Here is a 15,397-nt window from a genome sequence, read left to right as displayed (position 1 = left end):
TTAAAGAAACGGCAGAAATGCCGTTTTTTTTGCTGTTTATGCGACTTTTGATCAGTTTCCCGATGATTAAGAATCAATTACTGAGTTGATAACGTGAAGTGGATAAATATTCCTTTCAATATTTTAAGGTAAACACAAATACATCTGTCTGCGACTACTACTCAAGCCATGTGGAGTGTGTAGTGTCAACATACCGTGTTGACAAATAATAGAGAATACCTAAACTAAATAAAAGATAATGATATTAAAAGGCAGTATTCTTGAAGCAGGAAAGGATACTGCCTTTTAGTTATAATTAGGACGAAGCTTACCACAAATAGAGTGTATTATTTATTATATGGAATTAGGAAATGAACAGAGCTCAACTCAACTATGAAACATTCACATAATTTGGTACTATTAAACAATGAAAGAAAGCTATCCCATTTGAAAGATGAGACATATATGAGTGTGCATTTAGATGATTTATGTAAAGATTATAATGAAGATAGAATTGTTCCTTTTATCGGTGCAGGGCTATCTATACCTTTTAATGTGCCAGATTGGGGTAGTTTAATAAGGGAAATAGCTGAGAAATACGCCGTAGGTGATACGTCTTTTGTAAAGTTAGCTGTAGAACAAGATTTACAGAGATACGATTACTGGCAGGCAATTGATGCTTTGAAAAAATATACAACAGTCCAAGAAGAAGATATTCAAGAACATATAGCAGTTACTGTACAGAGAAAAATTAATAAAGTGGAAAATGATTTGCTTCATAACTATATGGATCTGAAACAAATGGACTTTAAGCTTTTCTTAACTACAAATTATGAAAATATATTACACAACTATTTGCAATGGAATTAACTCCAATTTTATTAAAAGAAATACAAATGCTAAATATATCAGGAATAGTTCTCCATCATTTGATATAAATAATTTCGAAAGTCTTCAACATAGGTTTTGGGCTCTACAACTTTTAGATGAGTGCCGAAGCTTGCTAAAAGTTGAAATCCCATACGATTTTGTGGGACATAAATGGTTGCTAATAAAAATCCAGAACTATGGTCTTCAATACTTCTTCGACCATACCTTTCGATGATTTGATCTTTTATGCTAGGCGATATCCATGCCTTAATCGTGACGAATTCAGGTAGATAATTTGCTTCGTGTACTTGCTCTGACCAATCGTCTCTAGGATGAAACGCGCGTTCATCCATAGTAATATGATCGATCCGAGATAACTTGAAAGTTCGATATCCCTGTCGATGTAAACAGAATCCTTTCAAGTACCAACTCGATTCGCTAAAATGCAGCTCATAGGGCTCGACCATTCTATTCGTTACAGCCCCGTCCTTATCTGTATAATCAAACGAAGCCAGCCTCTTTTTTGAAATGGATTCTTGACATGTCTTTAAGGTTTCAAGAATCTCGGACCGACCTTCCCAATCATAAAACGACAGTTGAATGGAACGATTTAGAGACAATGGACTAACCATTGCCTCTATTTTTTTTATCGTTCTTTCAACTTCTTCAGTACGGAGGATTTGTTCCAATCCGCCGAGCGCAGTTAATATATTCTGTAAATCGGAGCTGCTTAAAAGGCGTTTATCAACCTTGTATTCATCCATTATGCCGTAGCCCCCTTTGACCCCATTGACAGAGTAGATCGGGATGTTCGATAAGCTCAATGTTTCCATATCGCGAAGGATCGTTCTTTTGGAGACATTGAATAGTTGTGAGAATTCCGTTGTAGAAACAACCTCTTTTTTCAGCAATATCATGATAATCGAAATGAGTCTCTCCACTTTGTCCATAATTGCCCTCTTTTTTTACATGATTTCAGAACGGTGACACCTTGATGTCACCTTTTATCCATTATACTACAAGTATCACAAGAAGGAGGTTTTAATTTAATGTTTAATCCAACCGATTTTCCCAAGCCCACCCTTATTTCAGCCAACGGTGTGGAACTCGAAGTGTTTGAAGCAGGCCGAGAAAACGCAGGAAAACCTATTGTACTCTGCCACGGCTGGCCAGAGCATGCCTTTTCTTGGCGCCATCAGATGGACGCACTTGCCGCAGCGGGCTACCATGTCATCGTCCCCAACCAGCGGGGTTACGGCAACTCATCCCGTCCGACCGAAGTAACAGACTATGACATTGAACACTTGTCGGGTGATCTCATCGCGCTTCTCGATCACTATGGATACGAGGACGCTACCTTTGTCGGTCATGACTGGGGTGCATTCGTCGTTTGGGGACTGACCTTGTTGCATCCAAACCGCGTCAATAAAGTGATAAATCTGAGCTTGCCTTACCAAGAGCGCGGAGAAAAACCCTGGATCGAGTTTATGGAAGAAATACTTGGCGGCGATTTCTATTTCGTCCACTTCAATCGACAGCCAGGCGTCGCGGACGCCGTATTCGAAGACAATACATACAGGTTCCTTCGCAACCTGTACCGGAAGAACGAGCCTCTCAGAGCACCTCAGCCAGGTATGGCGTTGATCAATCTCGCCAGAGCAGAAACACCGCTCGGTGAGCCCGTATTGAGCGAAAGCGAGCTGGCCGTTTACGTCTCCGCTTTTGAAACATCAGGGTTCACGGGCAGCATAAATTGGTACAGGAACCTTGACCGCAACTGGCGCTTATTGGCGAAAGTGAACCCAATCATCCAGCAGCCGACCCTCATGATCTACGGCAACCGGGACGTGGTTGCGAAGTCTGAAAACCTGACAAAGTTCGTGCCCAATGTGGAAGTGGTCAATCTGGATTGCGGTCATTGGATCCAGGAAGAAAAGCCGGAAGAAACAAACCAAGCGATTTTAAAATGGCTGGAACAATGGGAGATGTAGTTTTTTTCAACAACCAAGAAGAGTTTAACGATTGGTTAGAAGAACATCATGCTGAAGCTAGTGAAATTTGGGTGGGCTATTTTGGGATAAGTACAGGGCGTGCAAGCCTTACTTGGTCTGCATCAGTAGATGCCGCTCTTTGTTTTGGGTGGATTGACGGTATACGAAAAACCATTGATAAACAAAGCTATGAGATTCGCTTTACTCCGCGCAAAGTAAATAGTGTATGGAGTGCTGTGAACGTAAAGAAGGTAAAAGCACTAATACAGCTTGGAAAGATGAGACCAGAAGGAATGCACGTCTTTAACAACAGAACCGATGCACAAGGCTATTCCTCTGAACAAAGAAACGTGGAACTTGCCAAAGAATATGAAGAACAAATCAAGGCAAATCAAACAGCCTGGCTATTCTTCACTAATTTATCACCATCCTATAAAAGAGATTCTATCTGGTGGGTAATGAGCGCCAAGAAAGAAGAAACACGATTAAGAAGGCTTGGAATATTGATAGCTTCATCTGAAGAAGGGCTAAAATTTCAACATTGAAAAAATAATATTACAGAATAAGGAAATATAAATAACAAAAGAATCGTTAAAAGGATTTTTGGTACTGCATAAATCGGGGTCTATTGTTTCCCTGATCTTTAGGAGAGTGGAGCTACTGTATTTCTCAATCATTTAGGGTTTAATTCTCATCAAAAGTCAGAACGTTTTAAATGCGAGGCATAAATCAAATCGCTAAATGAAGAAGGGATGAAACAGCTCATCCAAAATCGCAACCCCCTTCATTTTTATGGTACAGCCGACCCTCATGATCTATGGTGACCGGGATACGGTGCAGAGGTCTGAAAACCTGACAAAGTTCGTGCCTAATGCGGAAGTGGTCAATCTGGATTGCGGTCATTGGATCCAGCAAGAAAAGCCGGAAGAAACAAAGCAAGCGATTTTGAGATGGCTGGAAGAGCAGAATGATGCTGAATAGAGTCGCTTAGCAAGCAAAACTTAGAAAAACAATAAGGACACCCAAACAGGCAATGTCATTAAGTTAAGCTCAAAGGTAAGAACGGGAATAAAAATGGAATTCAAAACGGCATGGGAAAGCCCCGTGCCGTTTGTTTTTTACTTCACGCAAGGAAACGGCGTATAACTAACAAAGCAGAAATACTGCAATAATTGAACAGGCGGAGAGAAAAGCATCGCTCTATGTTCTGTTCCAATCCAGTAAGATGCTCTTGGTACTGAAGAATGAGGGTAATAAGGACTTTCAAATTGATTAAGTGGCTTGCATACATGGTTTGCTGAAATGGGTTTTGTTTTGCCGCAACTAGCAGCCGTTGCCCCCGTTGGTTAATCCAGTCCTCTGAACGCCCCCGTTTTGAAGAAAGCAGTTCTTTCATCTTAGATTTGAGTGTGTTTTCATCCGTCTGTAATACTGAATATGAGGTTGGGAATTCACTTAAAACTGTAATGAAATACCGGAATACATAGCTCCAAAGACACCTTTGTAAGCAGGGAAAACCTGATCTAAAACAGCTTGGAATTGTAGTTTAGTTTGTACACACATCTTTGAAAGAGACTCATATTGTCTTGTAAGATAGCGCAGATTGAGAAGTTGCACACCTCTTTTCTTAAACGGTTCAAATTCTTCTTTGTAGTACAGCTCTCCCAATAGGTAAGCGTCAGCAGCATCCGGCTTTACTTTACGAAGTTGAGACTTCCTAAGTCGATTTGAGATGAGCGGATTAATAACAATATAAATATAATGATGTTCCTCTAGGAACTGAACAACGGGACTTTGATAATGACCGGTTGCTTCTAGAATAAGCAAAGGACGTTGTTGAGATGCAAATTCAACTTCTGTTAAAACTTGAAGGAAATTTGCTAAACCATCTCGAGTGTGCTCGAAGTGGAATATCCCTTGGAATGGCTTTCCGCGCTCTAGAAAGGCTTGTCCATGGCTTTCTTCTTTAGAAATATCTAGACCGATAACTGGATTCATTTCATCTCCCCTTGTAAGTGTAGATTCACCGGCATCCCCTAAGGTTGATCTTCTTGTCGCTCCATAGCATCGCTTGTTATACGGGATCTTACGTCCCAACCAGCCTCAATCATGGTCATGACAAGTAGGGGTAAACATTATAGCTCTCGGGATCAAGTCCCACGGGCAGGTACGTTCGACCAGGCTACTTTAATCCTCTATGCAAATGAAAAAAGGATCAACCAGAAAGAACTGGTTGATCTCATAATACGAACGGGCAGGAGAGTTGAAGATCAAACGCGGGGAACCGTATCATAAATAGAGGCAAGTTTTTTAGGTGGGGGCCTTGGTTTGCAGAAGGCAAAGACCCCCTCCGGTGGTTGGGGGAAGGGTCCATCAAGCTGACGGATCTTCACATGACGATGAAGGTCCTGTTTTTGTTCTTTCCGCCAGCCTAGTAATAGACTCCATGTCCTGGTCGGTTAATTGATCTAGAAAATGCTTCCTTATTGCCTTTGAAACAATGGGAAGGGCTTCATCCAGAGCTGTTTTTCCGGAAGAAGTAATGATGACGTAGACTCCACGATCTGTATCTAGTGGTTTTCTCAAAACAAGTCCCCGTTTTTCCATACGCGTTAGATGATGTGACAATCGGCTCTTATCCCAGTCCATCGAGTCTGCTAATTCCTGTTGGCGAAGCTTACCGTTTCCAAATTGGACTAACCTGTCTAAAACCCCAAAGTCACCCTCGGATAGTCCCGTGTGTTCGGACATGTCCTTTACAACACGACCAAAGATTCTTTTGAAGGAACCTTTCCACATATTCCATATTTGCATTTCCTGTTCATTCAGTTCGTTCTTGTCCATACGCCCATTTTAACACAGTTGACACGTCAACCACAAGGTGTTACAGTGTATACAAGTTGACATGTCAACCACATTGATCAGTAGGCCCTGCACTGATGATGCAAGGAAAAGTCTTCCTAATACAATTAAGGAGTGTGTCATGGAATGGATTATGTAAAACTTGGACGTTCCGGTTTGGATGTCTCGGAAATATGCCTTGGATGCATGAGTTTTGGAGCACCTGAACGAGGCAACACCCCATGGTCTCTGAATGAGGAGCAAAGCAGACCGATTATTAAAAAGGCACTTGAATTGGGAATTAATTTTTTTAGTACTGCCAACATGTATTCCGACGGAACAAGCGAAGAAATTGTCGGGCAAGCATTAAAGGACTTTGCTCGTCGTGACGAAGTCGTCATTGCCACAAAGGTATTCGTTCCGATGCGCCAAGGTCCAAATGCTATGGGGCTTTCTCGTAAAGCGATCATGACCGAAATTGATAAAAGTCTAAGTCGACTCGGAACGGACTACATTGATTTGTACCAGATTCATCGTTGGGATCATCATACACCGATTGAAGAGACAATGGAGGCCCTTCACGATTTAGTTAAAGCGGGGAAGATAAGATACATCGGAGCTTCTTCCATGTTAGCATGGCAGTTCGCAAAAGCTCAGCATGTTGCGGTGAACAATGGTTGGACACGGTTCGTTTCTATGGAAAATAGACTTAACTTACTCTATCGGGAAGAAGAAAGAGAAATGCTCCCCCTATGCAAAGATGAGGGGGTTGGTGTCACGCCTTACCTGCCTTTGGCAGCAGGACGCCTGACCCGAGAGTGGAATAAGCAGACCTCACGTTCCGAGAAGGACCAAATAGCTAAGGCATTGTTTGCAAAAACGGAAGAGATTGATCGTAAAATTGTGGGAAGAGTTGAGGAGGTTGCCGCTAATCGAGGAGTTTCACGCGCAGAAATTGCACTGGCATGGTTGTTACAAAAAGAGGAGGTCACAGCACCTATTATCGGTTCGACCAGAATCAGCCATCTAGAGGATGCCGTGTCGGCGTTATCGGTCAAATTGACAACGGAGGAAATCGCGAGCTTAGAAGAGCTTTATGTACCACACCCGCTTGTATAGAATCGGTATAAAACCAATCTGTATGGGCATATCTCCTAAAGAAACAGGAGTTGAACAATGAAAGATTAAAGAAAGGGCCATCCTGCATAGGATGGCCTTAAAACTTGCCGTTAGAAATAGCGCGGAGAACCGTATCATAAGTAGGGGCAAGTTTTTTTAAGAAAAACCCGCAGGAGCTGTGTTTACAGCATAACGACGATAGGAGCAGGGTAGGTTACTCTCTGGTCGGAATGGTGCATAAACGGGCTTCTGCGGGTTTATTTATGCTATAGAATAGTGTGGACTTCGAAGGGGACTTTTGCCGACTCTCAGCAAAAGCCCCTTCGCTATTTATTATTGATCGAGAAACAAAGCTTACATGCATGGTAACCTAGGCTTGTCATCGACAAAAACGACTATAACTTACAAAGCAAGGGGAATAGATCAAAGAGAAGGCAACTTCTACTGAAGGTATCCCCAGAGTGTCGATAAAGTCCAATGAAATAGTTAAGGGAAGATGAGCTGCACGGGAATGACGGCGTTCTTAGGTGAATAAATATTCACTATCTGTTCAAGTAACAGCTTTACGGCTGTTCGTGCCATTTCCTGTTCATCCTGCTGTACATAAGCTACGAATGAAAGATGTGGATTATCGAAAGATAGCAAATCGATGTTTGAGTGATTGTTCAGACGGCTGATAGCGGCCGATGTAAGGCGTGCGGTTTCTTCGGTCAAGGTGAAGGCTGCCGAAATTCTACTATGACCCTGCAAGAAGTCGCTTACATATTCCAATGCTTGCTCACCACGTAGAATGTCGAGAGGGATGTGACACCACAAGCTCTTGTCAATTGATATACCTTGATCTGTGTACGCCTTCTCGAAGCCGAGCGTGCGATCCTCGATGGCTGTATTGGCATTTTCAGGTGAGATGAGCGCAATCTGATGATGACCCTTGGATAGCAAATGAGAGACAGCCTTATACGCACCGCCGTAATTGTCTGATGTAATCGTGTACGTCTCAATGTTGCGCAGGTAGCGGTCGATGAACACACATGGGAATTTATCGAGCGACAGACGCAGTAGTGATTCGTTGTACTTCTCATCTTCTGTTGGAAAAACGATCAGGCCCTTCACACCGAGCCCCGTTAGTGTACGAATGGCGTTCGATTCGATAGAGGAGGACTCTCGCGTGATGCTTAGTACCATGCTGAGGCCAGCTTCAGACAGGAATTGTTCCGTGTAGTCGACGAGCTTCTGAATGACACGGGTTACCATCGTCGGAATAATGAAGCCGATGAGCGGCAAGGACGACGCGCTGTGTGGAGATAATGGAGAATCAATGCTAGAAACATCAAGACTAGAAGAGACGAATGTGCCCTTGCCTTGTACGCGTATAATTAATCCTTCGTCAGCTAGCTGGGTTAAGGCGTTTTTGACGGTTATTTTACTTACTTTGAACTCGTCCATTAATTCCTGTTCAGAAGGGACACGGTCCGTTGGCCGAAGCTGCCCAGATTTAATTTTCTGTACAATATCTTCTTGAATTTGCTTGTAGAGCACCAGCTTTTTCAAATAAGTACATCTCCCTTAAAATTTAATGATTTTTATAATCAATTGGTTATATAAAATATATTACGTATATATTATAATGCAATTTATAAAGCGCTTACAATACAGAATTAGGAAATTTGTTACGAAGGGGTCTTTTCATTGAAAGGTTAGAATCATGTTAAGAAGGTTGGTAACGAGACGTGTTGAAACCGCTTAAATTAACAGAATTGACCAGTCACCCAGCATCTCAAATGAGTAACAAAAAAAGAGAGGATGACGAACAAATGAAAAAACGCATTACATTAATCTCCATCGTTACAATCCTTATGATGTCACTAGTTTTGTCGGCATGTAGTAAGTCTTCTAGTTCATCTACGGAAACACAGCAGTTAGGCGCTGATGCCGGTGAGAATGCAACAGAAATGTCATTTTGGACATTCGTAGATTTGCATGGCAAGCATTTGGATAAAATGCTGGAGTTATGGAACCAACAGAATCCAGACAAACAGATTAAGTTGAATGTAACGGTTATGCCTTACGATGATATGCACAACAAGCTCTTATTGGCAGTTACAAGCGGAAAAGGTGCTCCTGATATTGCGGATATCGAGCTTGGTCAGTTCCCTAAATTCTTGGAAGGGGACAACGTTCCACTGGAATCTTTGAATGATGTATTTGCACCATACAAAGACGTTGTCGTTCCCTCACGTGTCGATATTTACTCCAAAGCTGACCAGGTTTATGGCTTTGATTATCACGTAGGTGCTACGCTTGCTTTCTACAACACGGAAATTCTCGAACAAGCAGGTGTTGACTACAAGATGATCAAAACTTGGGAAGATTACAAACAAGCAGGTATCAAGGTTTATGAAAAGACTGGTAAGTACTTAGGTACTGCTGATACATCCGCTACGTGGCAAGCCTCGCTATTACTTGCTCAGCAAAACGCTGATTTTACAGATGAAAATGGCAATCCAAAAGTTAACTCACCTGAGATGATTAAAGCGTTTGAAATGTTAGTTGACCTGCAGAAGAATAATGTTATTCATACGATCCCAGGCGGACAACCCGACACAGAAGAAGCAAAAGGCGAATATAACAAAGGCAACTACGCAAGCGCATTGATGCCTGAGTGGTACATGTCCCGCTTTGTAAACGAAATGAAGGACCTTAAAGGTAAGTATGCAATTGCTCCCTTGCCTGTATTCGAAGAAGGTAATCCTCGTTCCGTTGGCTTAGGCGGTACTGGCACAGTTGTTACTAAGACTGGTAAAGACGTTCAGTTGGCAAAAGAGTTTGTAGCTTTTGCTAAGCTTTCGAAAGAAGCTACTACTGAAATCTGGAATACACTTGGATTTGACCCAATCAATATGGAAGTATGGAAAGATGAGGCTGTAACGAAAAACCCTGATAACGAATACGTCCAGTATTTTAAAACAAATGCATTTGATACTTTGAATGAAATTAAAGACGAAATTAGAGGTATCAAATCCGTAAAAGCTTCACCGACGATCGGCAGTGTGCTCAATACGGTTACTCTAAATGCGATCTTTGAAGATGGCCAAGACGTGAAGGAAGCTCTCGATGAAGCACAGGCAGCAATTGAACAAGAATTGAAATAAAAATAATAAGTAAATGGTTATGATTAAGCCTGTCGGCAAGAATGGTGCTCGGCAGGTTTAGTCATAGTCAAGGGAGAGTGGGATTATGATAAAGAAATTTGTATACTCTCAAAAGGTTGCACCTTATGTTTTTGTGTTGCCATTCATAATCATATTCTTGATATTCTGGTCTTATCCACTTGTAAATTCATTCGTAATGAGTTTTCAAGATAGGATGTTGGGACAGGATCCAAAATGGGTTGGTGAAGCGAATTATTCGAAGTTATTCACAGATAAAGTGTTTTTGACGGCTATTAAAAATAGCGTTGTATACATGCTAGGAACCTTAGTGCTGTTAATCCCTTTCCCAATGTTATTTGCCGTTATGATAAACAGTAAGTTAATGCTGGGCAGGGAGTTTTTTAAATCTTCGTTCTTTCTTCCTGCATTGACATCTGTCGCAGTGGCGGGTACTATTTTTCGCCTAACATTCGGTGAAATGGATGGTTCATTAATGAACAGTTTTCTAGGTCTATTTGGTGTAGAGCCTACTAAATTCTTGAAAGATGCAGAATGGAGTATGGCTGCACTATTAATTCTTGCATGTTGGCGATGGACAGGTGTTAATATGCTGTACTATCTATCCGGTTTGAAAAACATTGACAATGATTATTATGAGGCTGCTTCAATTGACGGGGCATCTGCTTGGCAGAAGTTCAGATCGATTACAATGCCATTATTGAAGCCGACCACGATATATGTTACGACAATTAGTGTTTATGCAGGTTTGGCAATGTTTACCGAGAGCTTAATGATGTTTAACGGTAACAATTCACCGAAAAATATTGGCCTAACTATAGTCGGATATCTGTATAGACAAGGGATTGAGAAGAATAAGCTCGGTTACGCTGCTGCAGTTGGTATCGTTCTATTAGTCATTGCTATGATTATCAATTTAACGCAGCTGAAATTTAGTGGAATGTTCAAAAAGGAGGAGGATTAAAATGGGCGCTAGTCAGATGAAGAACAACTTAATTGCTAGAATAGTCATAATTAGTACCTTTATTATACTATTCGTTATAATTATGGTTCCATTCTATGCAGTGGCCCTGTCTTCCTTTAAACCAGGTGAAGCTTTAATAAGATATGGTCTTAACTTAAGTTTGAATTTTGAAATAATGAGTTTTGGTAATTTTATCTATTTATTTACTGGACAACATGATTATTTTGTATGGTTTTGGAACAGTATGACGTTAACAATCATTCAGGTTGCTTTAACACTGTTTGTAAGCGCTTTTGTTGCATATGGTTTTGCAGCGTATGATTTCAAAGGTAAGAACTTCCTCTTTATATGTGTGTTGCTCATTATGATGGTGCCATTTGAAATATTGCTGGTTCCTTTGTACAGCTTAATAAATGATTTGCAAATGGTGAATAGCTATTCAGCAATCATTCTGCCGGGTATAGCTAATGCCGGGACGATATTCTTCTTTAGGCAATATCTCAGAAGCATACCCAAAGAAATTATTCAATCTGGGCGAGTTGATGGAGCAAACGAATATGCGATATATTTCAGAGTGATTATGCCGATTATGAAGCCTTCCTTTGCGGCAATGGCCATTCTGAATGGTATGAATAGCTGGAATAATCTATTGTGGCCATTCATGGTGTTGGGAGATCAAAATAAATTTACACTGCCAATCGGTTTAAAAACATTGTTAACTCCTTATGGGAATAACTATGACCTTCTGATCGTGGGCTCCTTCTTCTCCATCATTCCAATTTTCATATTGTTTATCGCTTTCCAGAAATATTTCATTGATGGTATGACTGCGGGTGCTGTTAAAGGTTAGTATCTATTACTTATGAAATAGGTGATAAGATGGGAGTCCAACAAGAGGAGTTACGCGTCATTAAACCATTGATCGAGCAACGAGCTGATCCTTTTATATGCCGACATTCAAATGGTTATTATTATTTCGTGGCCTCGGTTCCAGAGTATAATCGGATTGAAATCCGTAGGGCACAGGCCCTTGAAGGGCTTATTACATCAGCTCCTGTAGTGATCTGGAGAAAGAGAGAGACTGGCATTCTTAGTGCCAATATTTGGGCGCCAGAGCTGCATTTTATTGATGGAAAATGGTACGTATATTTCGCTGCCGCGCATACGTCGGAAACGACAGAAGGCTTGTTCGACCATCGGATGTATGTACTGGAGAATGAAAATGCAAATCCGCTCGAAGGCAGCTGGACGGAAAGAGGACAGGTTCGTACAGCGTGGGAAAGCTTCTCCCTCGATGCCACTACCTTTGAGCACAATGGTAGCCTCTATTACGTATGGGCACAAAAGGATCCGGAAATCGAAGGCAACTCTAATCTCTACATATCTAAAATGAGCAATCCGTGGACGTTGATTGGGGAGCAAACGATGATTACGATGCCCGAATATGACTGGGAGGTCATCGGGTATAAAGTGAACGAAGGCGCGGCATTTGTGCGCAAAGATAATCGGGTATTCCTCACTTACTCTGCTAGCGCTACTGATTTCAATTATAGCATGGGTTTGCTTGAAGCCGATGCGGACGCGGATTTGCTCGATGCTGCCTCATGGCGCAAGTCGAAAGTACCGGTTCTCACGACAGATGAGAGCATCTCGATGTATGGTCCTGGTCATAATAGTTTCACGGTGTCAGAGACTGGCGAGAAGACTTTGTTTGTGTTCCACGCAAGAACGTATAAGGATATTGTAGGAGATCCGCTATACGATCCGAATCGCCATACATTTGTAGCGGAGCTGTTGTGGACGGACGATGGCAGACCTGATTTTCGCGGTTCTGTTGCGGCACTTGCACGTTCTGCACAATACGAATAGATCTGCAAGCGCCTTGCAAAATTCTAAATGGATTTAGTTGAACTTATGTCGTATATGGAAAAACCTTTATAATTAGAAGTAAAACAAGTACCCATTCAATCGATGGGTACTTATTTGCAATGCAATAGAAGTGATGAAATACGTAATGTTGTACTAACTATTTCGTGATCGGTATAGACGAAATAGTAATCATAACATTACTGATTGGCGAAATGTGTTGCTACTGTCATGAGTGTCATGCTAAGTTAAAGCAATAATCAATACGATGTGGGTAGTACAGACACAATAGTGATGTGGACGGAATCCTCTACATGGTTCAAGGAACAGATCAACATCTTAAATATATATGTATTGTATGAAAGTGGGTATACCTATTGGATTCGAAGCTAGCAGCATATATAACATTAGTTTGTACTTCGGCTGTTCTGAATTTGTCTATACTTGTCTTTACTTATTGGAGGAGACATTATTATACAAATATCGCTAATTTGTTCATGTGGAATACATTAACTTCAATGATTTATTGTTTTGGTTATGCCTTTAGCTTAACATCGACTTCGTTAGAACAGCTTAGATTTTGGAATATTGTACAGTATGCAGGAATGCCATTTTTCCCTCCGTTAGGATTAATGTTTGTCATGCAATATTTGGGTTATAAAATAACTAGAAAAAGAATAATCGTTCTACTTACCATGCCTTGTATTACTTTTCTCATCAATGTAACTAATGAATCCCATCATTTTTACTATAGAATATATGATATCCATTCGGTGCTTGGGGCTCCATATAGTGAGATTGAATATGGGGCTTGGTTTGCTGTACATAATATTTACATTTTTAGCTGTATGTTAGCTGCGCTCTTATTGCTACTTTCACGCTGGAAGGAAACAGTTAGTGTATATCGATTTCAATTATTTGCCCTCATCTGCGGTCAATTGCTTCCAATAGTGACTGCATTTTTATTATTCATAGGAGCGACACCCGATGGTATTGATCCTGTACCAATGGTTATTTGGTTTTCATCTGCTTTGTATCTTTGGTCTATTACTTCCTCACGAATGTTATCAATTATGCCAGTTGCGAAGGAAACGATCTTTAATAGTATGAACGATGGTGTAATTGTGCTTAATGATACCTATCAATTAATCGAATATAATCAAGCTTTTAAAAATATGTTTAGTGAATTGGATCGATCAACGTTAGGGCAGCCATTTGATCAAGTTTGGTATATGCTAACGGATCAATCATTTCCTGTTCAATTAGATACGATATCAGATAAATTGAATGTTACGATTCATCAAGCTAATTATATTTATCAGTTACGTATTTCTATGCTTCAACAATCAAGTAATAACTCCGGCTTACTAATTATATTTACGGATATAACAGAGCTACATACATTACAACAAAAGTTAGAGCATCAAGCCTATTATGATGAGCTTACACAAATATACAATCGTCGTGCCTTTTTTCAGAAAAGTGAGCAAAGCTTGATGAAAGCAAAGGATGAATTGTCATCCTTTGTAATTATTCTATTTGATATTGATTTTTTTAAAAAAGTGAACGACACTTATGGGCATCAAACCGGAGATCAAATACTAGTACATGTGGCTCAAATATGTAAGGCTGAGACGGGAGAACATATACTATTTGCTAGATATGGTGGTGAAGAATTTGTACTCGCTTTACCTGGCTATACACTAGCGGAAGGGGAAAACTTCGCTAATTACCTTAGATTTTGCATTGAACAGAAGGTTCTAGTTGAAAATGAGCAATTTATATCGGTTACCTCCAGTTTTGGAGTATCCGTAACGACAGGAGCTGTGGAGGAAACTATCTATCAACTTCTTCAGAAAGCTGATGAAGCACTTTATGCTGCCAAAAGAGCTGGTCGAAATCAAGTGCGGGTTTTTACTGAAAAGTACGAATTTGTGGAATAGTACAAGAAAATATTAAGAAAAGAATTTAGAAAGAGTTATTAAACTTGGCGGACGTATTATAAGTCTTGTTCCTGAAGGAACTCCTATATTAATTAGAATCAAGGATGAACTGGAATGAGGTATGCTACTCAACCAGGCTAATATTGAAACCGTAAGAAGTGTTTCTTATTTACTTAAGCCTATAGTATAGATGTTGTTAGAGTATGTTGCTTTGAACAGGCTCCTTCGGTATATGAGATGGTTATAAATGAGAGTATGCATGAAATCGAAAGAATATTTTTTGAAAGCGCAACCGAAAAAGGATTACGTGTAACAGGTCAGGCATACCAAAAAGAGAAAGGTCATCCGCATGGATGGCCTTAAAAACTTGCCGTTACAGACAGCGCGGGGAACCGTATCACAAGTGATGGTAAAGCAGAGGTATGTGTTAAGGGTAGAGGCGTGGATGTTAAATGTCCATGTGGGGCTTAAGTATACATATTCGATGCATATGGAGTGCTGAAACATATTACATCATTTAATGGGGACGAACTGGGGACAAACGCTGTTACCAAGTATCATAAAAGAATTGTTTATATCATCTGACAGTCGTAGGAAATGCTTGCATAATAAGGATTCTTCTTGCATTAGCATTCTAAAACCTAGACCATCTCT

Annotated in this window: 14 protein-coding genes; 10 read left to right on the top strand and 4 right to left on the bottom strand. The window is 40.6% G+C overall.

Annotated elements, in window-relative coordinates; translation table 11 throughout:
• The first annotated feature begins 444 nt into the window (after positions 1–444).
• Entirely contained in the window at positions 445–849 is a 405-nt protein-coding gene (locus MKY52_RS30255; protein WP_341055715.1) for a hypothetical protein, read from the top strand.
• Between the two features lie 38 nt (positions 850–887).
• Here MKY52_RS30255 and MKY52_RS30250 read toward each other — a convergent pair whose 3' ends face one another.
• Positions 888–1,799: a helix-turn-helix transcriptional regulator gene (locus tag MKY52_RS30250; RefSeq protein ID WP_076300916.1), complete on the bottom strand. Its 912-nt coding sequence runs from the start codon at positions 1,797–1,799 to the stop codon at positions 888–890.
• 99 nt (positions 1,800–1,898) lie between these two features.
• On the opposite strand from MKY52_RS30250, the gene MKY52_RS30245 reads away from it, so the two are divergent.
• The 3 genes from MKY52_RS30245 to MKY52_RS30235 all read left to right on the top strand — a co-directional run bounded on the left by MKY52_RS30245 (position 1,899) and on the right by MKY52_RS30235 (position 3,821).
• Entirely contained in the window at positions 1,899–2,840 is a 942-nt protein-coding gene (locus MKY52_RS30245; protein WP_341055713.1) for an alpha/beta fold hydrolase, read from the top strand.
• Positions 2,816–3,385: a YdeI/OmpD-associated family protein gene (locus MKY52_RS30240; protein WP_341055710.1), complete on the top strand. Its 570-nt coding sequence runs from the start codon at positions 2,816–2,818 to the stop codon at positions 3,383–3,385. The genes MKY52_RS30245 and MKY52_RS30240 overlap by 25 nt, the downstream gene beginning before the upstream one ends.
• A gap of 289 nt (positions 3,386–3,674) precedes the next feature.
• The gene (locus MKY52_RS30235; RefSeq protein WP_341055707.1) at positions 3,675–3,821 is read left to right on the top strand and encodes an alpha/beta fold hydrolase; all 147 of its coding nucleotides are present in this window, start codon (positions 3,675–3,677) and stop codon (positions 3,819–3,821) included.
• Positions 3,822–4,295: 474 nt separating this feature from the next.
• Here MKY52_RS30235 and MKY52_RS30230 read toward each other — a convergent pair whose 3' ends face one another.
• Together MKY52_RS30230 and MKY52_RS30225 are read right to left on the bottom strand one after the other, a co-directional pair.
• Positions 4,296–4,838 carry an IS110 family transposase gene (locus MKY52_RS30230; protein WP_341055705.1) on the bottom strand — a complete coding sequence of 181 codons (543 nt, stop codon included), beginning with the start codon at positions 4,836–4,838 and terminating at the stop codon, positions 4,296–4,298.
• Between the two features lie 375 nt (positions 4,839–5,213).
• On the bottom strand, positions 5,214–5,684 hold the full coding sequence (locus MKY52_RS30225) for a MarR family winged helix-turn-helix transcriptional regulator (RefSeq protein WP_341055704.1): 471 nt from the start codon (positions 5,682–5,684) through the stop codon (positions 5,214–5,216).
• A gap of 144 nt (positions 5,685–5,828) precedes the next feature.
• On the opposite strand from MKY52_RS30225, the gene MKY52_RS30220 reads away from it, so the two are divergent.
• Positions 5,829–6,800: an aldo/keto reductase gene (locus tag MKY52_RS30220; protein WP_341055703.1), complete on the top strand. Its 972-nt coding sequence runs from the start codon at positions 5,829–5,831 to the stop codon at positions 6,798–6,800.
• Between the two features lie 486 nt (positions 6,801–7,286).
• On the opposite strand, the gene MKY52_RS30215 is transcribed toward MKY52_RS30220, so the two are convergent.
• The gene (locus tag MKY52_RS30215; RefSeq protein ID WP_341055701.1) at positions 7,287–8,351 is read right to left on the bottom strand and encodes a GntR family transcriptional regulator; all 1,065 of its coding nucleotides are present in this window, start codon (positions 8,349–8,351) and stop codon (positions 7,287–7,289) included.
• Positions 8,352–8,614: 263 nt separating this feature from the next.
• Between MKY52_RS30215 and MKY52_RS30210 the strand changes: the two genes are divergently transcribed.
• From MKY52_RS30210 to MKY52_RS30190, 5 genes are all read left to right on the top strand, one after another.
• Entirely contained in the window at positions 8,615–9,952 is a 1,338-nt protein-coding gene (locus tag MKY52_RS30210; protein WP_341055698.1) for an ABC transporter substrate-binding protein, read from the top strand.
• Between the two features lie 85 nt (positions 9,953–10,037).
• A complete protein-coding gene (locus MKY52_RS30205; RefSeq protein WP_042185833.1) occupies positions 10,038–10,934 on the top strand; it encodes a carbohydrate ABC transporter permease in 897 nt (298 codons plus the stop codon).
• 16 nt (positions 10,935–10,950) lie between these two features.
• Positions 10,951–11,784: a carbohydrate ABC transporter permease gene (locus MKY52_RS30200; RefSeq protein ID WP_341055716.1), complete on the top strand. Its 834-nt coding sequence runs from the start codon at positions 10,951–10,953 to the stop codon at positions 11,782–11,784.
• A 29-nt stretch (positions 11,785–11,813) separates the two neighbouring features.
• Entirely contained in the window at positions 11,814–12,803 is a 990-nt protein-coding gene (locus MKY52_RS30195; protein WP_341055696.1) for a family 43 glycosylhydrolase, read from the top strand.
• A 374-nt stretch (positions 12,804–13,177) separates the two neighbouring features.
• On the top strand, positions 13,178–14,743 hold the full coding sequence (locus tag MKY52_RS30190) for a histidine kinase N-terminal 7TM domain-containing diguanylate cyclase (RefSeq protein ID WP_341055695.1): 1,566 nt from the start codon (positions 13,178–13,180) through the stop codon (positions 14,741–14,743).
• The last annotated feature ends 654 nt before the right edge of the window (positions 14,744–15,397 follow it).

The sequence above is a fragment of the Paenibacillus sp. FSL P4-0184 genome (genome assembly GCF_038004625.1).
Taxonomy (GTDB): domain Bacteria; phylum Bacillota; class Bacilli; order Paenibacillales; family Paenibacillaceae; genus Paenibacillus_AQ.
Note: the sequence above shows the minus strand (reverse complement) of the source record. Positions and strands in the feature narration are given on the sequence as shown.